23 protein-coding genes are annotated in these 22223 nt (G+C 68.5%); 16 read left to right on the top strand and 7 right to left on the bottom strand.

All coding sequences use genetic code 11. The features are described from left to right. The first annotated feature begins 159 nt into the window (after nt 1-159). The 5 genes from NY1_RS30530 (at nt 160) to NY1_RS30510 (ending at nt 4817) form a co-directional block, all read left to right on the top strand. Nucleotides 160-1059: a sulfurtransferase gene (locus NY1_RS30530; RefSeq protein ID WP_067720648.1), complete on the top strand. Its 900-nt coding sequence runs from the start codon at nt 160-162 to the stop codon at nt 1057-1059. Between the two features lie 181 nt (nt 1060-1240). After that, nucleotides 1241-3037: an ATP-binding protein gene (locus NY1_RS30525; protein WP_067720606.1), complete on the top strand. Its 1797-nt coding sequence runs from the start codon at nt 1241-1243 to the stop codon at nt 3035-3037. 173 nt (nt 3038-3210) lie between these two features. Then, nucleotides 3211-3615, top strand: coding sequence for a DUF1707 SHOCT-like domain-containing protein (locus tag NY1_RS30520; RefSeq protein WP_067720605.1), 405 nt, complete (start codon nt 3211-3213; stop codon nt 3613-3615). After that, the gene (locus tag NY1_RS30515; RefSeq protein ID WP_067720604.1) at nt 3615-3962 is read left to right on the top strand and encodes a hypothetical protein; all 348 of its coding nucleotides are present in this window, start codon (nt 3615-3617) and stop codon (nt 3960-3962) included. Before NY1_RS30520 ends, NY1_RS30515 begins: the two co-directional genes overlap by 1 nt. A 57-nt stretch (nt 3963-4019) precedes the next feature. Next, nucleotides 4020-4817, top strand: a complete 798-nt coding sequence (locus NY1_RS30510) for a biotin--[acetyl-CoA-carboxylase] ligase (protein ID WP_067720603.1) — start codon at nt 4020-4022, stop codon at nt 4815-4817. A gap of 33 nt (nt 4818-4850) precedes the next feature. Here NY1_RS30510 and NY1_RS30505 read toward each other — a convergent pair whose 3' ends face one another. The 3 genes from NY1_RS30505 to NY1_RS30495 all read right to left on the bottom strand — a co-directional run bounded on the left by NY1_RS30505 (nt 4851) and on the right by NY1_RS30495 (nt 8668). Then, a complete protein-coding gene (locus tag NY1_RS30505; protein WP_067720602.1) occupies nt 4851-6281 on the bottom strand; it encodes a serine/threonine-protein kinase in 1431 nt (476 codons plus the stop codon). 120 nt (nt 6282-6401) lie between these two features. Next, nucleotides 6402-7655 (bottom strand): serine/threonine-protein kinase, encoded by a 1254-nt coding sequence (locus NY1_RS30500; RefSeq protein ID WP_067720601.1) that lies wholly within the window; start codon nt 7653-7655, stop codon nt 6402-6404. Nucleotides 7656-7714: 59 nt separating this feature from the next. Then, nucleotides 7715-8668, bottom strand: coding sequence for an acyl-ACP desaturase (locus tag NY1_RS30495; protein ID WP_067720600.1), 954 nt, complete (start codon nt 8666-8668; stop codon nt 7715-7717). 164 nt (nt 8669-8832) lie between these two features. On the opposite strand from NY1_RS30495, the gene NY1_RS30490 reads away from it, so the two are divergent. The 6 genes from NY1_RS30490 to NY1_RS30465 all read left to right on the top strand — a co-directional run bounded on the left by NY1_RS30490 (nt 8833) and on the right by NY1_RS30465 (nt 13968). Next, complete coding sequence (locus NY1_RS30490; RefSeq protein ID WP_067720647.1) at nt 8833-9381, top strand: PH domain-containing protein; 549 nt, start codon at nt 8833-8835, stop codon at nt 9379-9381. A gap of 9 nt (nt 9382-9390) precedes the next feature. After that, on the top strand, nt 9391-10068 hold the full coding sequence (locus NY1_RS30485; RefSeq protein WP_067720599.1) for a response regulator transcription factor: 678 nt from the start codon (nt 9391-9393) through the stop codon (nt 10066-10068). Nucleotides 10069-10150: 82 nt separating this feature from the next. After that, nucleotides 10151-11470, top strand: a complete 1320-nt coding sequence (locus NY1_RS30480; RefSeq protein WP_067720598.1) for a sensor histidine kinase — start codon at nt 10151-10153, stop codon at nt 11468-11470. 124 nt (nt 11471-11594) lie between these two features. Then, the gene (locus NY1_RS30475; RefSeq protein WP_067720597.1) at nt 11595-11978 is read left to right on the top strand and encodes a hypothetical protein; all 384 of its coding nucleotides are present in this window, start codon (nt 11595-11597) and stop codon (nt 11976-11978) included. Nucleotides 11979-12016: 38 nt separating this feature from the next. Next, nucleotides 12017-12709: a response regulator transcription factor gene (locus NY1_RS30470; protein WP_084535640.1), complete on the top strand. Its 693-nt coding sequence runs from the start codon at nt 12017-12019 to the stop codon at nt 12707-12709. Beyond that, complete coding sequence (locus tag NY1_RS30465; RefSeq protein ID WP_067720595.1) at nt 12706-13968, top strand: HAMP domain-containing sensor histidine kinase; 1263 nt, start codon at nt 12706-12708, stop codon at nt 13966-13968. Before NY1_RS30470 ends, NY1_RS30465 begins: the two co-directional genes overlap by 4 nt. Here NY1_RS30465 and NY1_RS30460 read toward each other — a convergent pair. Further along, entirely contained in the window at nt 13940-14482 is a 543-nt protein-coding gene (locus NY1_RS30460) for a GtrA family protein (protein ID WP_067720594.1), read from the bottom strand. The genes NY1_RS30465 and NY1_RS30460 overlap by 29 nt on opposite strands. 65 nt (nt 14483-14547) lie before the next feature. Here NY1_RS30460 and NY1_RS30455 point away from each other — a divergent pair, with 65 nt between their 5' ends. The 5 genes from NY1_RS30455 (at nt 14548) to NY1_RS30435 (ending at nt 18877) form a co-directional block, all read left to right on the top strand. Further along, nucleotides 14548-15771, top strand: coding sequence for a 5-(carboxyamino)imidazole ribonucleotide synthase (locus tag NY1_RS30455; protein ID WP_067720593.1), 1224 nt, complete (start codon nt 14548-14550; stop codon nt 15769-15771). Beyond that, on the top strand, nt 15764-16267 hold the full coding sequence (gene purE, locus NY1_RS30450; RefSeq protein ID WP_067720592.1) for a 5-(carboxyamino)imidazole ribonucleotide mutase: 504 nt from the start codon (nt 15764-15766) through the stop codon (nt 16265-16267). Before NY1_RS30455 ends, purE begins: the two co-directional genes overlap by 8 nt. A gap of 25 nt (nt 16268-16292) precedes the next feature. Then, on the top strand, nt 16293-16964 hold the full coding sequence (locus NY1_RS30445) for a TetR family transcriptional regulator (protein ID WP_067720591.1): 672 nt from the start codon (nt 16293-16295) through the stop codon (nt 16962-16964). Between the two features lie 248 nt (nt 16965-17212). Continuing rightward, a complete protein-coding gene (locus NY1_RS30440) occupies nt 17213-18370 on the top strand; it encodes an acyl-CoA dehydrogenase (protein WP_067720590.1) in 1158 nt (385 codons plus the stop codon). Nucleotides 18371-18535: 165 nt separating this feature from the next. After that, the gene (locus NY1_RS30435; RefSeq protein WP_067720589.1) at nt 18536-18877 is read left to right on the top strand and encodes a hypothetical protein; all 342 of its coding nucleotides are present in this window, start codon (nt 18536-18538) and stop codon (nt 18875-18877) included. Here the strand turns inward: NY1_RS30435 and NY1_RS30430 are convergent. The 3 genes from NY1_RS30430 to NY1_RS30420 all read right to left on the bottom strand — a co-directional run bounded on the left by NY1_RS30430 (nt 18874) and on the right by NY1_RS30420 (nt 22167). Beyond that, complete coding sequence (locus NY1_RS30430) at nt 18874-19164, bottom strand: GNAT family N-acetyltransferase (RefSeq protein ID WP_067720588.1); 291 nt, start codon at nt 19162-19164, stop codon at nt 18874-18876. The two genes, NY1_RS30435 and NY1_RS30430, sit on opposite strands and share 4 nt — an antisense overlap. 150 nt (nt 19165-19314) lie before the next feature. Next, nucleotides 19315-20634, bottom strand: coding sequence for an FAD-binding oxidoreductase (locus NY1_RS30425; RefSeq protein WP_067720646.1), 1320 nt, complete (start codon nt 20632-20634; stop codon nt 19315-19317). Between the two features lie 63 nt (nt 20635-20697). After that, on the bottom strand, nt 20698-22167 hold the full coding sequence (locus NY1_RS30420; protein ID WP_067720587.1) for an MFS transporter: 1470 nt from the start codon (nt 22165-22167) through the stop codon (nt 20698-20700). Between the last annotated feature and the right edge of the window lie 56 nt (nt 22168-22223).

Genomic DNA, 22223 nt, shown 5'->3' with positions numbered 1-22223 from the left:
TCGGGAGACTTTATCGGATGAAGCTGCGCTTAATTCGCCCAATCATCCGATTCGTGATCTGAAACGAGTTTCGTTACCGCCATCTGCCTACGATCGGTGTTGAGATTCGAACCGCTGAATGCCATCCAGCCAACCCAACCACGCGCTAAGGACCACACCGTGCCCGTCGCTCCGGATCCACATCACTCGTTCGGCTCCTACGCACATCCTGAACGACTAGTAACCACAGAGTGGCTGTCGGCAAACATCGGCGCGCCGGGTCTCAAGATCATCGAGTCCAACGAAGACATATTGCTATACGACATCGGCCATGTCCCGGGCGCCATCAAGATCGATTGGCGAACCGAGTTGATCGATCCTCGCACCCGCGACGTGGTGGACGGGGCGCGCTTCGCCGAACTCATGCGCGTCAAGGGGGTTGGACGCGACGACACGGTGGTCATCTACGGCGACAAATCCAATGGCACGGCCGCCGCGACGCTGTGGGTCTTCGAACTCTTCGGCCACCCCGACGTACGCCTGCTCGACGGCGGGCGCGACGCGTGGATCTCCGAGGCCCGCGACACCGCCTTCGAGGTGCCCGCCGCCGGACTCGGCGAATACCCGACGGTCGATCGCGACGACAAGACCGCCCGCGCCTTCCGGGGCGACGTGGTGGCGCACCTGGGTCGTCCGCTCATCGACTCCCGCGTATTCGACGAGTACACCGGCGAACTCGTGGTGCTGGACCGCCCCGAGGAGCAGGCGCTGCGGGCCGGGCACATCCCGACCGCCGTGAACATCCCGTGGACCTCCTCGGTCGGCGCCGACGCCCGCTTCCGCCCGCGCGCCGAACTCGACGTCATCTACGGCGGCGTGAGCGAGGGCATCGCCCCGCTGGTCTACTCCCGCATCGGCGAACGCTCCGCCCTGACCTGGTTCGTGCTGACTCATCTGCTCGGCGTGACCGGCGTGCGTAACTACGACGGCTCCTGGACCGAATGGTCCAATGCGGTCGGCGCTCCGATCGTCACCGGCGAAGCCCCCGGCGCGATTCCCGAATCCCTGGTTCGCCCGTAGGCTCTCCGCTGGAGCAGGACTAGAGGGCGTGCGCTTAGGCTTCCAGCCGACGCTACGACAGTTGTAGAGTGCCCTCGGTCACTCTTGCGTGCTACCGATCGGTAGCCCTATCCCCGTTCGGTGGTTGTTGGCAGACTGCCTACACTGCCCAAGACGAAGTTTTCAGAGCACAGGAGGCTCAGTGCCCAACCATGCCAACGCGCAGATCACAAAGGTCCTCGTAGCCAACCGAGGCGAGATCGCCGTGCGCGTGATCCGGGCCGCCAAGGACGCCGGCATCGCCAGCGTCGCCGTGTACGCGGAGCCGGATGCGGATGCCCCGTTCGTGAAGCTCGCCGACGAGGCGTTCGCGCTGGGCGGCCAGACCTCGGCCGAGTCGTACCTGGTGTTCGACAAGATCCTCGATGCCGCCGCCAAGGCCGGCGCCGACGCGATCCACCCGGGCTACGGCTTCCTCTCGGAGAATGCCGATTTCGCGCAGGCCGTGATCGACGCGGGCCTGATCTGGATCGGCCCGTCGCCGCAGTCCATTCGCGACCTGGGCGACAAGGTCACCGCGCGGCATATCGCCGAGCGCGCGCAGGCCCCGATGGCCGCGGGCACCAAGGACCCGGTCAAGAACGCCGACGAGGTCGTCGCGTTCGCCAAGGAGTACGGCGTTCCGGTGGCCATCAAGGCCGCCTTCGGTGGCGGTGGCCGCGGCATGAAGGTCGCGCACACCATCGAGGAGATCCCGGAGCTGTTCGAGTCCGCCACCCGTGAGGCCATCGCCGCCTTCGGTCGCGGCGAATGCTTCGTCGAGCAGTACCTGGACAAGGCCCGCCACGTCGAGGCGCAGGTCATCGCCGACAAGCACGGCAATGTGGTCGTCGCCGGCACCCGCGACTGCTCGCTGCAGCGCCGGTTCCAGAAGCTGGTCGAGGAAGCCCCCGCCCCGTTCCTGTCGGACGAGGTGCGCGGCAAGATCCACGAGTCGGCCAAGCGCATCTGCAAGGAAGCCGGTTACTACGGCGCCGGCACCGTCGAGTACCTGGTGCAGGGCGAGACCGTGTCCTTCCTCGAGGTGAACACCCGCCTGCAGGTGGAGCACCCGGTCACCGAGGAGACCGCCGGTATCGACCTGGTGCGCCAGCAGTTCCGCATCGCCGAGGGCCATGAGCTCTCCATCAAGGAGGATCCGACCCCGCGCGGCCACTCCTTCGAGTTCCGCATCAACGGTGAGGACGCCGGCCGCGGCTTCCTGCCCGCGCCCGGCCCGGTCGTCGTCTACAAGGAGCCCGCGGGCCCCGGCGTGCGCGTCGACTCCGGCGTGGTCGAGGGCTCGGTCATCGGCGGCCAGTTCGATTCCATGCTGGCCAAGCTGATCGTGACCGGCGAGAACCGCGAGCAGGCGCTGCAGCGCGCTGCCCGCGCCCTGGCCGAGTACCAGATCGAGGGCCTGGCCACGGTCATCCCGTTCCACCGCCACATCGTCGAGAACCCCGCGTTCATCGGTGACGGCACCAAGTTCGACGTCTACACCAAGTGGATCGAGAACGAGTGGGACAACCCGATCGAGCCCTACACCGGCGCCGTCGCCATCGAAGAGGACGAAGAGGCGCCGCGTCAGAAGGTGGTCGTCGAGGTCGGCGGCCGTCGCCTCGAGGTGTCGCTGCCCGGCCAGTTCTCGGTCGGCGCGGGCGCTGCCGCGGGTAACGGCGCGGGCGTCATCCGCAAGAAGCCGAAGCCGCGCAAGCGTGGCGGCGGCGCCGGCGGCGCTGCCTCCGGTGATGCCGTGACCGCGCCCATGCAGGGCACCGTCGTCAAGGTGGCCGTCGAAGAGGGCCAGTCCGTCGAGGCCGGCGATCTGGTCGTGGTGCTCGAGGCCATGAAGATGGAGAACCCGGTCACCGCCCACAAGGCCGGCGTCATCACCGGTCTCGCGGTGGAGGCCGGCGCGGCCATCACCCAGGGCACCGTGCTCGCCGAGATCAAGTAAGGGATACCGGCTCTCCGGCAATCGCTTTCGAACGGGCCGCTCACTTCGGTGAGCGGCCCGTTTCGTCTGCGGCGGCCGGTCCCGGTCCGGGAAAACCCTTACGCCCGCAGGCGTGCGCCGCACTACGCACCGCGGCGGACGCGGGCCCCGACCGAGCGCGATAAAGTCGGATCATGGCTGAACCACCGGAGATTCGTATCGGCACCGCTGAGCGTGAGGACGCCATGCAGCGCCTGTCCGATCATTTCGCGGCGGGCCGGTTGAGTGTCGCGGAGTTCGACGAGCGCAGCGGGGTCGTCGCGGCGGCTTTGACGCGCGGGGATCTGGCCAAGGTGTTCGTGGATCTGCCGGAGCCGGTGTCCATGGCCAAGGCGGTGGAGCGGCCGCGCGAATCGCGATTCAACGGACTGCCCGAGCGGATCATGCCGGTGGTGCCGATCCTGGCGGTGATCCTGTTCTTCGTCACCCATCAGTGGTGGGTGTTCCTGTTGATTCCGCTGGCGGGCGCGGTGTTGTTCGGCGGGGCGAATCAGGCGCGGCAGCGCGGCAATCGGCGCGAGCGCAGGCGGGAGCGGTAGTGGAACCCATCGAGATCAATGCCGGTAGTTGGTATCTGCGCGCCCTGCGCGCCGACGAGCGCATCGACGATCGCCCGGCCCTCGCCGACGGCGGCATCACCGATCCGGACTACGTGACCAACCGCAGCGCGGGATGGGCTGCGGAGACGGTCTTTTCATGGGCGGTGTGCGTGCCCACCACGGCCGAACTGGTCGCCGAGATCGTGGTGACGCCGGCCGCGGACGGCACCGCCGAGGTGACGGGCTGGGCCCGCGACGGCTATCGCGAAGCGCTCGAGGACAGCCTGCCCACCGTGCACCGATTCACCGCCGGCGCACTCGGACTGACCCCGCACCCCGCCCCCTGAACGCGCCCGATCCGGCTGGACGGAGACCGGGGCGGGTGGGGGAGTAGCGTGCGGGGCATGGAGCGGGCTGCGCTGGATGCGGAACTGTTGCGGCGGAATGTGGTCGAGGGGCCGGAGAAGTTCTTCTGCGGGGTCGACGTGGTGGAGTCGACGGGGTCGACGAATGCCGACCTGGTGGCACGGGCCATGGATTCGGACGCGGATCGGCTGGTATTGATCGCGGAGGCGCAGGAGAAGGGGCGGGGGCGGCACGAACGGCACTGGGTGAGCCCGGCGCGGGCGCAGATCGCCATGTCGGTGCTGGTGCGGGCGCGTGGGATCGATCCGGCGGTGCTGGGGTGGCTGCCGCTGCTGACCGGGGTGGCGGTGGTGGACGCGGTACGGGCCGAGACCGGGGTGCCCGCGGTGCTGAAATGGCCCAATGACGTGCTGGTGGACGGGCGCAAGCTATCGGGGATCCTCGCCGAGATCGCGGCCGCGGGAGCGGACCCGGCGGTGGTGGTGGGGATCGGTGTGAACGTGAGCCTGACCGAGGCGGAACTGCCGGTGCCGCACGCGACTTCGCTGACGCTGGCCGGTGCGCCGGACGCGGATCGGACGGCGCTGGTGACGGCGATCCTGCGGGAGTTCGCGCGGCGCTTCACGGCGTGGGAGGCGAGCGGCTGGGATATCGGTGAGCTGGCGGCCGCGTACCAGGAGCGTTGTTCCACGATCGGCGCGCAGGTGCGGGCCGAGATTCCGGGCGGCGAGGTGCTCACCGGAATCGCCACCGGGGTGGATGAATTCGGCCGGCTGCTGATCGGGGATCGCGCGGTGTCGGCGGGTGACGTCACGCATCTGCGCGCTGAATATTGATCCCGCGCAGGGTTTTCGGCGGATGATCGCCGGTTAGTTGTTCGGCTTGTTCGGTTTGGTCGGCTTATCGTGCTTGTCCTGCCCGTTGCCGTTGTTGCCCCCGTTCCCGTTGCCGCCGTTTCCGCTGTTGCCGGGCCTGTTCTCAGTCGATGGCCCGGCATACCCCGACACGGTCGGCAGATTCGGAATGGGGAACGGGATCGTGACCTGCGTCGTGGTGTGCGCTGTCGGCTCCGGGCCACCGGTCTCCGAACTGGCCGGTGGCGGAGCGGGATTGACGGTACGAGTCGACCCGTTGCCCGTGACCCGGGGCGCTTCCGTTGCGGCAGAGGTCGGTTCGGCCACGCCCGGCGGCGCGGAAGCCGGAGTCGTCTCGCTCGGTGGCGAATTCGAGTCCTGCCCCGCGCGCCACACCGCGAATCCCGTCCCCGCCCCGGCGAGCAGGGCCGCGACGGCGACGAGCGCCGCGAATCGCCGCGGGAAGCCCGGCGCGGGCACGGCCGTGATCGGTGTCCTGCGTTGTGCGCCATCACTATCCGCGACGGTCGGCGCGAGCACTCCGGTCCCGGCGGCGCGGCCTCGGGAAATCCCCACCAGCGGTGTGGTCGGTGCGGCCCCGGCCGCGACGAGCGGAGTGGTCGGCGCGGTCCCCGCCGAGTCCAGCGCATTACGCGCCGCCATCGCGAATTCCCCGGTGCTGGAATGGCGTTCGCCCGGATCCTTGGCGAGCGCCCGCGCCAGCACGTCGTCGAGAGCGGCGGGCAGCGCCGGATCCGATTCCGACATCCGCGGCGGTTCGGCCGTGAGATGGGCGTGCATCTGCCCGGCCGGATCGGGCGCGGGGAAAGGTCTGCGCGCGGTGAGCGATTCGTACAGCACGCAGGCCAGCGAGTAGGTGTCCGACGCGGGAACCGCCGCCCCGCTGAACCGTTCGGGCGCCATATAGGCCGGTGTCCCGATGACGGTCCCGGTCCCGGTGAGCGTCGCTTGCCCGGTCAGCTGCGCGGTGCCGAAATCGATGAGATGGGTGAAACCGTTGGGCGCGATCACGATATTGGCGGGCTTGACGTCCCGGTGCACCAGACCGCGCCGATGCGCCTCGTCGAGCGCGGCCGCCGCCTGCGAAATGATGTCCACAGCCCTTGACGGCGGGAGCGGGCCGCCGGCCCGCAGCAGCAGTCCGAGATCGGTCCCGTCCAGGTAGGCCATATCGATGAACAGTCGACCGTCGTATTCACCGAAGGTGTGGATGGGCACCACGTGCGGTTCCCGTAACTGTGCCGCGGCCCGCGCCTCGCGCTGGAAACGCTGCCGGTAGATCGGATCGTCGCCCAGTGCGGGCGCCAGGATCTTCAACGCCACGGTCCGTTCGGTGTGGGTGTCGTGCGCGCGCCACACCTGCCCGGTTCCGCCGTTGCCCAGCAGTTTTTCCAGCCGATAGGGACCGAATTGCCCGTCCCCCATGAGAAGTAGTCCTTTCGTACCCGGATGCTTCTCCTCAGGGACTACCCCCGATCGCGGAAAGTCCTCAGTCCGGGCCCGGCCGATTCCCGCCGGCGCACCGGTACCGCGAACGGCTCCGCGCTATTTCGGTTTGCCCGGCTTCTCCGCCTTCTGCTCTTTGCCGTGACCGTGGTGGTTCGGCGCGGGGCCGTCCGGCGAATCGCGCGGGCCGGGCGCCGAGTCGGCGGGGATGGACGCGGGCGGCACGGGGACGGTGTCGGGATGCGACGGCTCCGCGCCGGGTGCCTCAGGTTCCGGCGTCACGGCCGGCAGCGGCACGGCCGGAGAAAGACTCTCCCGCACAGTCGATTCCGTCGTCGGCACGACCTGCGGCGCCGGTTCCGGCGTCGACGAGGCGGTATGCCCGGCGAACCACGCCACCCCGATGATCAGCATGATGACCGACCCGGCCAGCGCCACCACCGCGACGGCCGTGGCGACAATGGCCGCCACGGTGGGTTTGCACTGATCGGCGGACACGTCCTGCCCCGTGGCGGTGGTGAGCACCACCGTGTCGTCGGATTCCGCCGCTCGCAACGCGGCCTCCGCGGCGGCGGCGAATTCACCTGCGCTGGAATGCCTTTCCGCCGGATCCTTGGCCATGGCCCGCGCGATGACTCGATCGAGCGCCGCGGAAACCGCCGGAGCCAGCGTGGATGCCGGGGCCGGAACGGTTTCCAGCTGCGCTCGCATCAGCTGCGCCGGGTTCCCGCTCCGGAAAGGCCGCTGCCCCGTGAGGCATTCGTACAGTACGCACGCCAGCGAGTAGATGTCCGACCGCGCGGTCGCGATCCCCGAATACCGTTCCGGCGCCATGTAGGCGGGCGTGCCCACCAGCATCCCGGTGCGCGTGACCGCCGCCTGCCCGTCTTCCAGCGCCGCCCCGAAATCGATGAGGTAGGCCGTATCGTCGGGCGCGACGATGATGTTCTGCGGCTTCACATCCCGGTGCACCAGCCCCGCCGCGTGCGCCTCGTCGAGCGCCACCGCGATCTGCCCGATGAGCCGGACCGCGGCGGCGGGCGCGAGCGGCCCTTCCCATTCCAGCAGTGCTTCGACGTCCAGCCCGTCGACGAACTCGGACTCGATGTAGAGCCGTCCTTCGAGTTCACCGTAGGCGCGCACCGCCACCACGTGTGGACCGTGCAGCAGCGATGCGGCCCGGGCTTCGCGTTCGAAGCGCCGCCGGTACTCCGGGTCGCCGGTCAGTACCGGCGCGAGCACCTTGAGCGCGACGGTGTGGCCGGTGGCGGTGTCGTGCGCCCGCCACACCTGTGCCGAACCGCCGCTGCCGAGTAGTTCGTCGAGGCGGTAGCGGCCCAGGTAGCCATCCACCACTGAAGTCCTCTCGTTTCACCCGGGGCCCACCCTAGCGTCACGAGAGATAGAACCGGTCAGACGGTTTGCAATTCGCCGCGGGCGGCTTCGCGGGCCAGCAGGCGGTCGCGCTGCTCCTCGAACTTGAGCACGTCCTGTTCGAGCTTGGCGACATAGGCGGCCAACTTCTCCCGCGCCGCCTCACCACGCGCCCCGAAGTCGTTGCGGTCGAAGATGTTCCAGTTCTTCAGCACCGGGTTCACCACCTCCTCCATGTGCTGGCGCAGGTCGTAGATGCCGTGCTTGGCCATCAGCACGCCGTTGCGCCGCCAGTTCGGCATCCCCGATCCGGGCATGACGAAATTGGTCAGCACCTTGGTGATGGCCTCCAGCGCCTGATCCGGCACCAGATCCAGCCCCGCCCCGCACAGCGTCCGATAGAAGATCATGTGCAGGTTCTCGTCCGCGGAGATGCGCTGCAGCATGCGGTCGGCGATGGGGTCGTTGCACACCTTGCCGGTATTGCGGTGCGAGATGCGGGTGGCCAGCTCCTGGAAGGTCACGTACGCGACGTTCTCCAGGAACCCGCCCCAATCGTCGGGCGATTGCGCGCCATTGGTCATGTGGATCATCCGCGCCTCTTCCAGGGCCACCGGATCCACGCCGCGGGTGACCACCAGGTAGTCGCGCATGACGATGCCGTGCCGGTTCTCCTCGGCGGTCCAGCGGCCCACCCAGGTGCCCCAGGCGCCGTCCTGGGAGAAGTTCTCGGCGATCTCCCGGTGGTAGGAAGGGAGGTTGTCCTCGGTCAGCAGGTTGGTGACCATGGCGATCTTGGCGACCTCGCTCAACTGCGATTGCGAGGGGTCCCAGTCCTCCCCGCCCATGGCGGCGAAGTTGCGGCCCTGATCCCAGGGCACGTAGTCGTGCGGATGCCAGTCCTTGGCCATCGACAGGTGACGGTTGAGGTTAGCCTCCGCCACCGGCTCGAGTTCTCGAAGTATCTGCAGCTGGGTCAACTCTCGGGTCACACACGCCTCCTGTGTCATGCAGGGCAAGAATGGTGTTGCGCGGGGACAGCTCGGCGGAGATGGCAGATCGTGATCGCCGATGTTACGCGCGGGCCGCACGATTGTGCGTCACACCGCTTCTCGGCGTCAGGCATTCTGGCATCTCGGCGCGGTAGCGTATGCGCATGGGTTATCCCGAGGAGGCGCTGGCGCCCGAGGAGCGACTACTCCTGCACCGTCATCCGCATTGGAAGATGTTGTTCTGGCCCGCCGTGACTTTCATCCTGATCACCGCATTGGCCGGATTCGGCGCGGGGGTCGCATCGCGCAATACCGAAGGTGGGCTGCGGTCCGGGCTGCTGCTCGCGATTCTGGTGGCGTGGCTGCTGATCGTGTGGTGGCGGTCGCTGGTGCCGCTGATCCGTTGGAAGTCGACGCATTTCATCATCACCGACCGCCGGGTATTGATTCGCCAAGGCGTATTGACCCACACGGGCATCGACATTCCGATGAACCGGATCTCGAATGTGCAGTTCCGCCATGGCCTCTTCGACCGCATGCTGGGCACCGGCACGCTCATCATCGGATCGGCGTCGGAGGATCCGCTCGAATACGACGACATCCCGTACGTGCAGCAGGTGCACGCCATGCTCTATCACCAGGTTTTCGATGTGGTGCAGAACAATCCGAACAACGGCGGCGGCTACTACGGATCCGGTGCTGCTTACCCGTAGGCTTACTGCGTGACCGCCGTATTGCTGGCCGAAGACGACGAGGCCATTGCCGCGCCGCTGTCGCGGGCGCTGGGGCGCGAGGGCTATGCGGTGACCGTGGAGAGCTACGGTCCCGCGGTCCTGGAACGGGCCCTGGAAGGCGGTCACGACCTGCTGATCCTCGACCTCGGCCTACCCGGTATGGATGGCCTGGAGGTGTGCCGTCAGGTGCGCGCCCGCGGGGCCGATCTGGCCGTGCTGATGCTCACCGCGCGCACCGACGAGGTCGATTTCGTGGTCGGCCTGGACGCCGGCGCCGACGACTACGTGGGCAAGCCCTTCCGGCTCGCCGAATTACTGGCCCGGGTGCGGGCGCTGTTGCGGCGCAGCGGAATCGGCGACGAGGCCGTCGAGGTGGGCGGTATCCGGCTGGAGCCGGCGGCGCGCCGGGTGCTGGTGAACGGCGTCGAGGTGAACCTGGCCAACAAGGAGTACGAGCTGCTGAAGGTGCTCATCGACCGTGCCGGGCAGGTGGTCTCGCGTGAGACCATCCTGCGCGAGGTGTGGGGTGACGCCGATCTGCGCGGCTCCAAGACCCTGGACATGCACATGTCGTGGTTGCGCCGGAAGATCGGCGACGAGGGCCCGGTGGCCGAACGCCGGATCGTGACCGTGCGCGGCGTAGGCTTCCGCTTCAACACCGACTAGCTCGGCCGCTCGAACCGATCGATCTGTGCTGTTCCGCGCGCGTATCCCACCCGAAAGCCCGGCGAAGCGAGGCATCTCGACGATGAGACGCAGGATCCTGCTGTCCATGGTGGCCGCGCTGACCCTCACCACCCTGGTGCTGGGCGTGCCGCTGGCGTTCACGGCGTGGCAGTGGGTGGAGGACATCACCCGCAACGAACTGCGCAATCGCCTGGACCGGATCGCGGTGGAGGTGGTGGCGCAGGAGAAGGACGACGGGCTGGTGCACGGCGAACTGGATCTGCGGTCGGTGCGGCCGCTGATCCCGGCGGGCGGGCGTTTGACCATCGTGTATCCGACGCCGCAGGACAATGCCTCGCGCCTGGATGTCGGACCGGACGCGGTGGCCGATCCGCTGGTGGAGTCGCTGGCGATGGGCACCTCCGGGTCGCTGCGCCTGGAAACCCCTGCCGCGCCGATGCATTCGATGCAGCGGCAGGCGCTGGGCGCGGTGGTCGGGCTGGTGCTCATCTCGCTCGGCGCGGGCATCGCGGTGGCGGTGGTGACCGCGCGGCGGGTGGCCGATCCGCTGCGCGATGTGGCGGCGCGCGCGGCCCGGCTGGCCATGGGCGATTTCCGCGCCGATTCGCGCCGGCACGGCATCACCGAACTGGACCGGGTGTCGGACGTACTCGATTCCGCCACAGTCGAAATCGCGGGCCGCCTGCAACGCGAGCACGCCCTGGTCGCAGACGTCTCGCATCAGCTGCGCAGCCGCCTCACCGCGGTCCGACTACGCCTGGACGAACTGTCCACGCACAACGATCCGGAAGTGGTGCACGAGGCGGAAGAGGCCATGGCACAGGTGGATCGGCTCACCGACGCCATCGACGAGCTGGTGCGGGCCTCCCGGGACGAGGGCGCGGCCGAACGCGATCCGGTGCCGGTGGTCGCGGAATTGCGTGGCGTGGTGGCGGAATGGCGGCACCCCTTCGCCGAGGCGGGCCGCAAACTGGTGCTGCTCGGCGACCCGACCTTGAAAGCGCCCGTGACGGGTTCCCGGCTGCGCGAAGCGGTCGCGGTGCTGGTCGACAATGCCCTCATGCACGGCGGCGGCACCTGCACGGTCTCGGTGCGCACCGTGACCGGCGGCCGCCTCGACGATCGCGAGCCGCTGGTGGTGGTCGAGGTCGCCGACGAGGGCGACGGCGTCCGCGACGAACTCGCCCCGCACATCTTCGACCGCGGTTTCTCGGCCGCCGGCTCCACCGGCGTCGGCCTGGCCCTGGCCCGCGCGCTCATCGAGGCCGACGGTGGCCGCTTGGAACTGCAACGCCGCCGCCCCGCCCTCTTCGCGGTCTTCCTGGGCTCCTCCGCGGGCCCGTCGCGCCCGCCCGCCGGACCGGCCGCCGAACCGCGCTGAACCGCGGCGATCTTCTATCGATTCCTTAACCATCGGCTAGTTCTGGCTGAAAAGTGGCTTCCTACTGTCGGTTTCGTTGTGAGGGAGCGATGAGCGCCTCCTCGACGCGAGGACAGGAGTGGTTATGCCGAAGTTCACCGTGCGCCGGGTGGTCGGAGCGGGCCTGATCGGAGCGACCGGGCTGGCCCTGCTGGCGCTGCCGGTCACCGCCAATGCCGCCGAGCCGGCCGCCCCGGCCGCCCCGGCCACGGCGGCCGAGATCGGCCTGGACACCGGGAGCGCGGGCGGCCGCGCCGAACCCGAACGCGGCCGGATCGTCATCCAGGATCGGGACGGCCGGGTCACCGAGTACCGCGACGGTGAGCTGCCGCCCGGCGTCCCGGCGCTGCCGGCGATTCCGCTGGAGCCGGGCCGCCCGCTGCCGGACGGCGTCATCATCCAGCGCGATCCTGGCGTGTCGGATGGACCGGGCGCGCCGCAGGTCACGATCGTGCGCCCGGTTCGCTGAGAGTTGTCCGGTCGCCGCGATCAGTATCGTCGGTGGATGTGACGAGTCCCCGGATTCTGGTTGTGGACGATGACGTCAGGGTGCTGACGTCGGTGGCGCGGGGGCTGCGGATGTCCGGTTTCGAGGTCGAGACCGCGGCGGACGGAGCCGCCGCGCTGCGGCATATCGCGGCCGGTGCGCCGCAGGCCATGGTGCTGGATCTGAACATGCCGAATCTGGACGGGGTGGGCGTGGTGACCGCGCTGCGCGCGCTCGGCAACGACATCCCGATCTGCGTGCTCAGCGCCCGCTCCGAGGTCACCGACCGCATCGACGCGCTCGAAGCCGGCGCCGACGACTACCTCACCAAACCCTTCGATCTGGGCGAGCTGGTCGCCCGGCTGCGCGCCATGCTGCGCCGCGCGCCCGCGCCCTCGCACGCCGCCGACGATCGCATCGTGGTCGGCCCGCTCACCATCCATTCCGGTGCGCGCCGCGCGCTGCTCGACGGCAGTCCCGTGGATCTCACCAAACGCGAATTCGATCTGCTCGCCGCCCTGGCCGCGTCCCCCGGACAGGTGCTGTCCCGGCCGCAACTGCTGGATCGGGTGTGGGGCTACGACTTCGAGACCCAGACCAAGGTGGTCGATGTGTTCGTCTCCTATCTGCGCCGCAAGCTGGAGGAATCGGGCGGACCGCGGCTGATCCACACCGTGCGCGGCGTCGGATTCGTCCTGCGGGTCGAACCGTGAGGCGGGCGCACGGGCGGCCGTTCTCGCTGCGCACCCGGGTGGCGCTGGCCAGTGCCGCGACCGCCGCCATCGTGGTCGCCGCCATCGCCGCGGTGCTGTTCGCGGTCGCGCCGAACGATGCGAACAACCAGGTGGGACGGGTGGTGAAGGCCATCGCGCTGGAACCCGCGACGGTGGACGGGCGGCCCGCCGAACGCCTGCCCGCGCTGCCGACCGGATCGCCCGGCGTCATCATCCGGACCACACCGGATGCGCCGGAAATGGACTTCTCGCGCACCCTGGCACTGGACGGGACCACCGTGACGGTCGCGGTGCCGCACGATGTGGCGACGGATTCGGTTGTCCAGCAACGCATCCGGATCGTGCTGGTCGGGGTCGCCGCCATCGTGCTGGCCGCCGTGCTGGGCTGGTTCTTCGCCTCACGCGCCGTGGCGCCGCTGCGCCGGCTCACCACCGCCACCGCCGATCTGGGGGACGAGCTGTCGCTGCGCACCCCGCGCGGCCCGATGGCCAGCGAGACCGGCGAACTCGCCGACGCCATGAACACCATGCTGACCCGCATTGCCGCCGAGCGCCGTCACACCGACGAAGCCCTGGTCACGGCAAGGGATTTCGCCGCCACCGCGGCCCACGAACTGCGCACCCCGCTGACCGCTATGCGCACCGATCTGCAGGTGCTGCGGTCCATGGAACTCTCCGACGCCGATCGCGACGAGATCCTCGACGAGGTATTGAGCAGCCAGCGGTCCATCGAATCCACGCTGTACGCGCTGGAGCGCCTCGCCATGGGCGATCTGACCACGGAATCCGATTGGGAAGACCTGGATCTGGGGCAGCTGGTCGATCAGGTGGTGGAGGACGCCCGGCGTTCTCACCCGGACACCCAAATCTCCGCCGAAGCGGTCGAACCGGTCCGATTGCACGGTCTCGCGGCAGGTCTGCGGTCGGTCATCGACAACGCCATCACCAATGCGATCCGGCACGGCAAGGCCGGGCATATCGAGATCGCCGCGCACACGACAGCCGATCTGGTGACGCTGACCATCGACGACGACGGCACCGGCATCCCGGAAGCCCAGCGGGAGAAAGTCTTCGAACGTTTCTATCGCGGCGGATCCGAACCCGGCAACGGCCTGGGTCTGGCGCTGGTGGCGCAGCAAGCGCGACTGCACGGCGGTACCGCGCGCATCACCGAATCCCCGCTCGGTGGTGCGAGATTGAGCGTGACGCTCAGCTGTGTCCGAGCTGTTCCTCGTTGACCAGGTCTTCGAATTCTTCCTGGAGCTCCTGCATTTCGTCCGGAAAGACCCATTTGCGCATGGCCCAGAACCGGAACACCATCTGCAGCAGATTGCCGATGATGAACGCGCTGAAGAAGTCGGCGATGTTCTCGACGGTGAAGCTCACATTCGGCTGCCGCAGGTCGAACACGTAACTCGACACCCACAGCGGTAGCGAAGCCAGCAGCACGCCCACGCCGCTCACGGCGAAGAACAGCAGCGCCTCGTGATGCTTCTCGCGCCCGCCCCGCTTGTCGAAGGTCCATTCGCGATTCAGGATGTAGGACGCGATCACCGCGATCACGCCCGACATGATCCGCGCGATGGTCGGCTTGGTGTCGAGAATGGTCCACTTCAGCAGATAGAAGATGCCGATGTCGATGACGAACGTGGTCGCACCGACAATAGCGAACTTGAGCAGTTCGGAATGGCGGTCTGCGAGGTCCCGCAACGGCTTGGGCAGGACGTTTATCACGTCGTCGACAAATGACACGAAGGCGAGTCTACGGCTCTTCCCGATGCGGTGAGCAACCCGCACGGTAGCCCCCGGTGGGTGTCATGACAACATTGTCGAACGTGAGCGCCCGTGCCTTCGACTCCTCCGCGATGCCCACCGTCACCATGATCGGCGGCGGTCAGCTCGCGCGCATGACCCACCAGGCGGCCATCGCACTGGGCCAGCGGCTGCGCGTCCTGGCGGAAAACCCCGGCGACCCGGCCGCGCAGGTTACGCCGGACGTGGTGCTGGGCAGCCATAACGACCTGGCCGCGCTGCGCAAGGCCGCCGTCGGCTCGCACGCGGTGACCTTCGATCACGAGGGCGTGCCGACCGAACTCCTGGAAGCCCTGATCGCCGAGGGCGTGAACGTGCAGCCGCCGCCGCGCGCGCTCATCTTCGCCCAAGACAAGCTGGCCATGCGCCGCAAGCTGGCCGAACTCGGCATTCCCATCCCCGCTTTCACCGAGGTGACTTCCGCCACGGATGCCATCGCCTTCGGTGACGAGCACGGCTGGCCGTTCGTGCTCAAGGCCGTGCGCGGCGGTTACGACGGCCGTGGCGTGTGGATGCCGGCCGATGCCGCCGAGACCACGAAGATCGTCGAAGACCAGCTGGCCCACGGCGTCCAGCTGCTCGCCGAGGCCAAGGTCGACCTCAAGCGCGAACTCTCCGCCATGGTCGCCCGTTCCCCCTTCGGCCAAGCCGCGGCCTGGCCCGTGGTGGAGACCGTCCAGCGCAACGGCCAGTGCGCCGTGGTGATCGCGCCCGCCCCCGGCCTGGAGGAGGCCAAGGCGACGGCCGCCGAGGCCCTGGCGTTGCGCCTGGCGGCCGAACTCGGCACCACCGGCGCGATGGCCGTGGAACTCTTCGAAACCCATTCCGGCGACCTCCTGGTCAACGAACTCGCCATGCGCCCGCACAACTCCGGCCACTGGGGCATGGACGGCGCTTGCACCGGCCAGTTCGAGCAGCATCTGCGCGCAGTCCTGGACTACCCCCTGGGCAGCACTCGACCCCTCGCGCCGGTCACCGTCATGGCCAATATCCTCGGCGCTCCCGAAGCCCCCGCGATGTCCATGGACGAGCGCCTGCACCATCTGGCCGCCCGCATCCCCGACGCGAAGGTGCATCTCTACGGCAAGGGCGAACGCCCCGACCGCAAGATCGGCCACATCAACATCCTCGGCGACGACGTCACCGAGACCCGCGAAAGAGCAGAGCGTGCCGCGCACTGGATGTCGCACGCCATCTGGACCGACGGATGGGATCCCCACCATGACTGATACCGCACAGGTCGGCCTGATCATGGGCTCCGACTCCGACTGGCCCACCATGGAGGCCGCGGCGGAAGCCCTGGCCGAGTTCGGCATTCGTTTCGAGGTCGGCGTGGTCTCCGCCCACCGCACCCCGCAGCGCATGCTCGACTACGCCAAGTCCGCGGCCGAGCGCGGGATCAAGGTCATCATCGCGGGCGCGGGCGGCGCGGCCCACCTGCCCGGCATGGTCGCCTCGGCCACCCCGCTCCCGGTGATCGGCGTCCCGGTTCCGCTCAAGTACCTCGACGGTATGGACTCCCTGCTGTCGATCGTCCAGATGCCCGCGGGCGTCCCGGTCGCCACCGTCTCCATCGGCGGCGCGCGCAACGCGGGCCTGCTCGCGGTCCGCATCCTGGCCTCGTCCGACCCCGAACTCCGTTCCCGCATGGAGGCTTTCCAGGCCGGCCTGGAAACCATGGTCCTGGAGAAGGACGCCGCCCTCCGCAACAAGCTGATGGGCTGATCAGCCCACCGACTACCGTTGACGGATGCCCTCCGACCTGAACGAGACCGCCCGCCGCCTGACCGTCGTGGATCAGGCGTTGCGGTTGTTCGCCGAAAAGGGTTACGAGGCAACGACGGTCGACGAGATCGCCGAAGCGGCGGGCATCTCCCGCCGCACCTTCTTCCGCCAGTTCCGGTCGAAAGAGGACGTCGTCTTCGCCGATCACGAATCGCAGCTGACGCAGGCGCGAGCGTTTCTGGATGCGGCGCACGGAGATCCGTGGGACGCCGTGTGCGAGGCCGTCGTCGAGGTGTTCGAGCGATTCACGCAATGGCGTGAGCTGGCGGCCCGCCGCTACCGGGTGGTCCGGCAGGTGCCCACCCTGCGCGAGCGCGAGATCGTGACGGTGTTCCGCTACGAGCGCCTCTTCACCGATTTCCTGCGCGGGCGGTCGCATGGCGCCTCGGATCTGGCGTTGGTGCAGTTCACGGCGGCGGTGACGGCGACCCACAACTACATGCTGCGCAGATTGGTCCGCGGGGAATCGGATGCGAGTCCGGCGGATCTGCGCTCCGCGCTGTTCGCGATTCCCCGGGCGGGCACGGCCGCCGCGCCCCGGCCGAATTCGGACGAAATGGTCGTCGCGGTGTTCCCGCGTGACCTTTCGGCTCGGCAGGTCGCCGATCTTCTGGCCCGTCGGCTGGATACCCTCTAAACGGCTCGATCGCCCGGCTTCCGGGGGTTCGAGGGCGCTGCCCCCGCGATCTCCACGGTTCCGGCACCCGGCTTCCCGGGGGTTCGGGGGCTTGCCCCCGAGATCTCTCCCTCCGCAACCGCGAAGCGGTTGTGACACTCGGTGCCAGTGGCATGTGACGAAGTACCCGCACGTGGCCGCACTATTGCGGCGTATAGTTGGCTGCAACTGGCACTGAGTGCCGTACCGACGACCAGGAGAGACACCTCATGGCGGGCAATCCCGACTTCAATCTGTTCCAGCTCGAGGACTTCCATCACGAGCTGCGCGAGGCCATTCGCGGCCTGTCCGAGAAGGAGATCGCCCCGTACGCCAAGGACGTCGACGGCAACGCCCGCTTCCCCGAGGAGGCGCTGACCGCCCTCAACGCGGCCGGCTTCAATGCCGTGCACGTGCCGGAGGCCTACGGCGGCCAGGGCGCCGACTCGGTCGCCACCTGCATCGTGATCGAAGAGGTCGCGCGCGTCTGTGGTTCGTCCTCGCTGATCCCGGCCGTGAACAAGCTGGGCACCATGGGCCTGATCCTGAACGGCTCGGAAGAGCTGAAGACCAAGGTGCTCGCCGATATCGTCGCGGGCAAGATGGCCTCCTACGCGCTGTCCGAGCGCGAGGCCGGCTCCGACGCCGCCTCCATGCGGACCCGCGCCCGCCAGGACGGCGACGGCTGGATCATCAACGGCTCCAAGTGCTGGATCACCAACGGCGGCAAGTCCGATTGGTACACCGTGATGGCCGTGACCGATCCCGACAAGGGCGCCAACGGCATCTCCTCGTTCATGGTGCACAAGGACGACGAGGGCTTCGTGGTGGGCCCGCTGGAGCACAAGCTGGGCATCAAGGGTTCGCCGACCGCCGAGCTGTACTTCGAGAACTGCAAGGTGCCGGGCGACCGCATCGTGGGTGAGCCGGGCACCGGTTTCAAGACCGCGCTGCAGACCCTGGACCACACCCGCCCGACCATCGGCGCGCAGGCCGTGGGTATCGCGCAGGGCGCGCTGGACGCCGCGATCGCTTACACCAAGGACCGCAAGCAGTTCGGCAAGACCATCGCCAGCTTCCAGAACACCGAGTTCATGCTGGCCGATATGGCCATGAAGATCGAGGCCGCCCGCCTCATGGTCTACACCTCGGCCGCGCGCGCCGAGCGTGGCGAGAAGAACCTCGGGTTCATCTCCGCCGCCGCCAAGTGTTTCGCCTCCGATGTGGCCATGGAGGTCACCACCAACGCGGTGCAGCTCTTCGGTGGCGCCGGCTACACCACCGACTTCCCGGTGGAGCGGATGATGCGCGACGCCAAGATCACCCAGATCTACGAGGGCACCAACCAGATCCAGCGCGTCGTCATGTCGCGTCAGATCCTGCGCTGAGCCGCACGCCGAAAACTGTTCGGTAGCTAAGGGATTGCTCCGGGACTCCGGGGGCCGCGGTTGGGGCGGCCACGGGGGTCACCGGAGCTTTTCTTTGCGTCTGCCGCGGGTAAAGCAGTGGTTTCGGGGCTGTTTGTCCGTGCATGCGAGGAGCACTATGGACTCATGGCCGGAGTCGAAATCACCGACACCTTCGTCCGGCGCACATTGGCCGACGGACGGGTGGAAGAGGTCGCGTGGACGGAACTGACAGAGGTGCGGATCATTACGACGGCCGACGGGCCGTTCGCCGAAGACGTGTTCTTCGTATTGATCGGGGCCACGGGTAAGGGTTGTGTGGTGCCGCATTCGGCGGCGGACCGGGCGTTCCTGGCGAGGTTGCAGGCGCTACCCGGCTTCGACAACGAGAAGGTGGTCGAGGCGATGGTGAGTGTCGCCGACCGGCAGTTCCTGGTGTGGCGGCGGGCGCAGGGTTCGCGCTACGACAGCCGCCATCGCGCGAATTAGGCGACCAGGTCGGCGTATTCGGGATGCGCCGCGATGTACTTCTCCACGTACCAGCAGGTGGGAATGATCGAAAAGCCCGCCGCGCGAGCGTCGTTCAGCGCGAACTCCACGACCTGGGCCGCGACGCCGCGGCCCCGGAACTCCGGAAAAGTCATGGTGTGCTGGATGTCGCGGATCTTGACGTCGCCGTCGATGCGCTCCGCGTAGTCGGCGTAGCCCGCGAGGGTGTCATCGAGAAAGATCTCGTAGCGGGTCGCGTCGGTGTTGTGCTCCAGCCTCGTGCTCATGATCGTTTTCAACTCCGTTGTGTGGGGGATTGTTCCGCCCCTTCGGGGCGAGGAGGGGATGGCGGGGGCAGAGCCCCCGGACCCCCTTGTTCGGACCGCTTCGCGGTGCGGGGCCGCGTCGCCGCAGGACCGACCCTTCGGACCGCGTGTTCAGAGGACCGCGCCGGGATTCAGGATGCCGTGCGGGTCCAGGGCGTCCTTGATGCGCTGCGTGAGCGCCATCACGTCCGGGCCGAGCTGGTCGGGGAGCCAGGCTTTCTTGAGCCGGCCGACGCCGTGTTCGCCGGTGATGGTGCCGCCGAGGCCGATGGCGAGGTCCATGATCTCGCCGAAGGCCAGGTGCGCGCGTTCGGATTCGGCCGGGTCGTTGGGGTCGTGCACGATCAGCGGATGGGTGTTGCCGTCCCCCGCGTGGGCGATGACGGAGATCAGCACCTGGCGATTCCGCGCGATCTCGGCGATGCCGTCGACCAGGTCGCCGAGCCGGGGGAGCGGCACGCCGACGTCCTCCAGCAGCAGCGGCCCTTTGCGTTCCACCGCCGGGATGGCGAATCGCCGTGCGGCACAGAAGGCTTCGCCCTCCTCCGGATCGTCGGTGCGGAAAGCCTCCGTCGCCCCGGCCTTTTCACAGGCGGCCAGCATGATGTCGGCTTCGTGCCCGGCGAACTGACCGGGCGCGTCCGACCGCGCCACCAGCAGCGCGGCGGCCTCGCGATCCAGCCCCATGCGCAGTTCGTCCTCGACGGCGTTGATGGCCACCGCATCCATGAATTCCAGCATGGAGGGCCGTAATTGACCGGTGATGGCCAGAATCGCCTCGGTCGCGGCGGTCATGGTGGGGAAGGTCGCGACCACCGTGGACTGCGGCGGCTGGGCGGGCAGCAGGCGCAGCGTCAATTCGGTGATGATCCCCAGCGTTCCTTCGCTGCCCACGAACAGCTTGGTCAGCGACAGCCCCGCCGAATCCTTCAATCGCGGCCCGCCGAGCCGCACCGCGGTCCCGTCCGCCAGCACGACCTCCATGCCCAGCACGTAATCGGTTGTGACGCCGTACTTCACGCAGCACAGCCCGCCCGCGTTGGTGGCCGCGTTCCCGCCGATCGAGCAGATCTCGAACGAGGACGGGTCCGGCGGATACCACAGTCCCTGTTCGGCGACGGCCCGCTTGACCTCGGCGTTCAACAGCCCCGGCTGGACCACGGCGGTCCGGGTGACGGTGTCGACGCTGATCTCGCGCATTTTCTCGGTGCTCAATACCAAGGCCCCGTGCTGCGCGGTCGCGCCGCCGGACAGTCCGGTTCCCGCTCCACGCGGCACGATGGGCACACGATGCTCGTGTGCCCATCGGACGGTGATCGAAACCTGCTCGGTGGTCAGCGGCCGGACCAGCGCCAGCCCGATCCCGGCCGCCGGATCCAGCGCCCGGTCCTGCCGGTAGGCGCCGAGGATGTCGGGATCGGTCACCACCATTCCCGCGGGCAGCAGTTCGCGAAGGGAATCGACGTCGGGTGTGTTCGGGTCCACACTCCGAAGTTAGTTCGTCGCGCCGATTTTGTCCGGAACCGGCCGGGTGAGCACGAAGGCCGAAACCAGTACGACGGCGATGATGCCGAGCGCCGCCAGTCCGGCGACCTCCATGCCGTGCACGAAATCGCCGACCCCGTGCGCGTTCGCGACGGCCCCGAAGAACACGGTCCCCAGTACGGTCGCCCCGATGGCATTGCCGAACTGCTGCGCGGTGGTCAGCACCCCCGCCGCCATCCCCGACTGATGCACCGGAATGGTCCCGCTCGACAGCACCGCCCCGAGCGTGGACGGAATCGAGAGCCCGTTGCCCGCGCCGACCAGCATCATGCCCGGAATCAGCACGGCCGCGCTGATGGCGGAGCCGTACCAGGCCAGCGTCGCCATGGTGACCAGCATCCCGGTCAGGCTCACCGAGGCGCCGAGCAGGATCACCCGATTCCCCACGCGCTCAGCCACTTTGCGGGCGAAGAACGAGGTGGTGGCGAAGGTCAGCCCGAGCGGCGCGAAGGCCAGCCCGGCAGCCAGCGGCGACATCCCCAGCCCGTTCTGCAGCAGCAGCGTCAGGCAGAGCATGAATCCCGCGAAGAAGGCCAGGTAGCCGCCCGAGACAATCATGCCCGCCCCGAACACCCGGTCCCGCACCAGCGTGGTGTCGAGCACCGGTTCCCCGCCCGCGCGCAGCAGCCGGTTCTCGTAGCGCAGGGTGAGCAGCAGCACCGGCAGCGCGGCGGCCATGGACACCCAGGTCCACACCGGCCAGCCTTCGGGCCGGCCCAGGGTGATGGGCACCAGCACCAGGGCCAGTGCGGCCGAGATGCCCAGCGCGCCTACGGGATCCATCTTGGGCCGGCGCGCCGGTTCGTGCCGCGGCAGCCAGCGCGCGGCCAGTACCGCCGCGATGACGCCGATCGGCAGATTGATGAAGAAGATGGTCCGCCAGCCCCAGCCGAACAGGTCGAGGTCGAGCAGCACGCCGCCGAGCACCTGCCCCGACACCGCGCCGAGGCCGACGGTGGCGCCGAATCCGGCCATGGCCTTGGCGCGCTCCTGGACCGGGAACATGGTGTTGATCAGCGCCAGCATTTGCGGCACCAGCGCGGCGGCGGTCATGCCCTGCAATACCCGGAAGCCGACGAGGGACCAAGCGTCCCAAGCCAATCCGCACAGCAGCGAGGCGATGGCGAAGGCGATCATGCCGATCAGGAACATGCGCCGGTGCCCGAACTTGTCGCCGAGCCGCCCGCCGGTGATGAGCCCGGAGGCGTAGGCGAAGCCGTACCCGCCGACGACGAGTTCCAGCGCGGCCTCCCCGGCGTGCAGGTCGTGCTGCAGCGACGAGGCCGCCACATTGACCACGAAGTAGTCGAACATGGCCATGAACATGGCGGTGAGGATGACCGGCAGGGCGCGCCAGCGATTCGGGTCGATGCCGGGTGCGGAAAGCGCCGGGGCGGGCCGGGTTTGGGTGATTGTCACGAAGTTCTCCCGAAAGTGGGCCGAGGGAGGGAGCGGTGCGGCGTTGCACCCGGGAT

The sequence above is a fragment of the Nocardia yamanashiensis NBRC 100130 genome (genome assembly GCF_001613325.1).
In the GTDB taxonomy this organism is placed as follows: Bacteria; Actinomycetota; Actinomycetes; order Mycobacteriales; family Mycobacteriaceae; genus Nocardia; species Nocardia yamanashiensis.
The sequence above is the reverse complement of the archived record's forward strand: the minus strand, read 5'-3'. Positions and strand labels throughout refer to the sequence as shown.

Coding starts and splice junctions, on each gene's coding strand:
- NY1_RS30440 (WP_067720590.1), top strand. CDS start 17,213: ATGGCGGGCAATCCCGACTTCAATCTGTTCCAGCTCGAGGACTTCCAT.
- NY1_RS30475 (WP_067720597.1), top strand. CDS start 11,595: ATGCCGAAGTTCACCGTGCGCCGGGTGGTCGGAGCGGGCCTGATCGGA.
- NY1_RS30445 (WP_067720591.1), top strand. CDS start 16,293: ATGCCCTCCGACCTGAACGAGACCGCCCGCCGCCTGACCGTCGTGGAT.
- purE (WP_067720592.1), top strand. CDS start 15,764: ATGACTGATACCGCACAGGTCGGCCTGATCATGGGCTCCGACTCCGAC.
- NY1_RS30490 (WP_067720647.1), top strand. CDS start 8,833: ATGGGTTATCCCGAGGAGGCGCTGGCGCCCGAGGAGCGACTACTCCTG.
- NY1_RS30435 (WP_067720589.1), top strand. CDS start 18,536: ATGGCCGGAGTCGAAATCACCGACACCTTCGTCCGGCGCACATTGGCC.
- NY1_RS30430 (WP_067720588.1), bottom strand. CDS start 19,164: ATGAGCACGAGGCTGGAGCACAACACCGACGCGACCCGCTACGAGATC.
- NY1_RS30520 (WP_067720605.1), top strand. CDS start 3,211: ATGGCTGAACCACCGGAGATTCGTATCGGCACCGCTGAGCGTGAGGAC.
- NY1_RS30425 (WP_067720646.1), bottom strand. CDS start 20,634: ATGGTGGTGACCGATCCCGACATCCTCGGCGCCTACCGGCAGGACCGG.
- NY1_RS30510 (WP_067720603.1), top strand. CDS start 4,020: ATGGAGCGGGCTGCGCTGGATGCGGAACTGTTGCGGCGGAATGTGGTC.
- NY1_RS30480 (WP_067720598.1), top strand. CDS start 10,151: ATGAGACGCAGGATCCTGCTGTCCATGGTGGCCGCGCTGACCCTCACC.
- NY1_RS30505 (WP_067720602.1), bottom strand. CDS start 6,281: ATGGGGGACGGGCAATTCGGTCCCTATCGGCTGGAAAAACTGCTGGGC.
- NY1_RS30455 (WP_067720593.1), top strand. CDS start 14,548: ATGACAACATTGTCGAACGTGAGCGCCCGTGCCTTCGACTCCTCCGCG.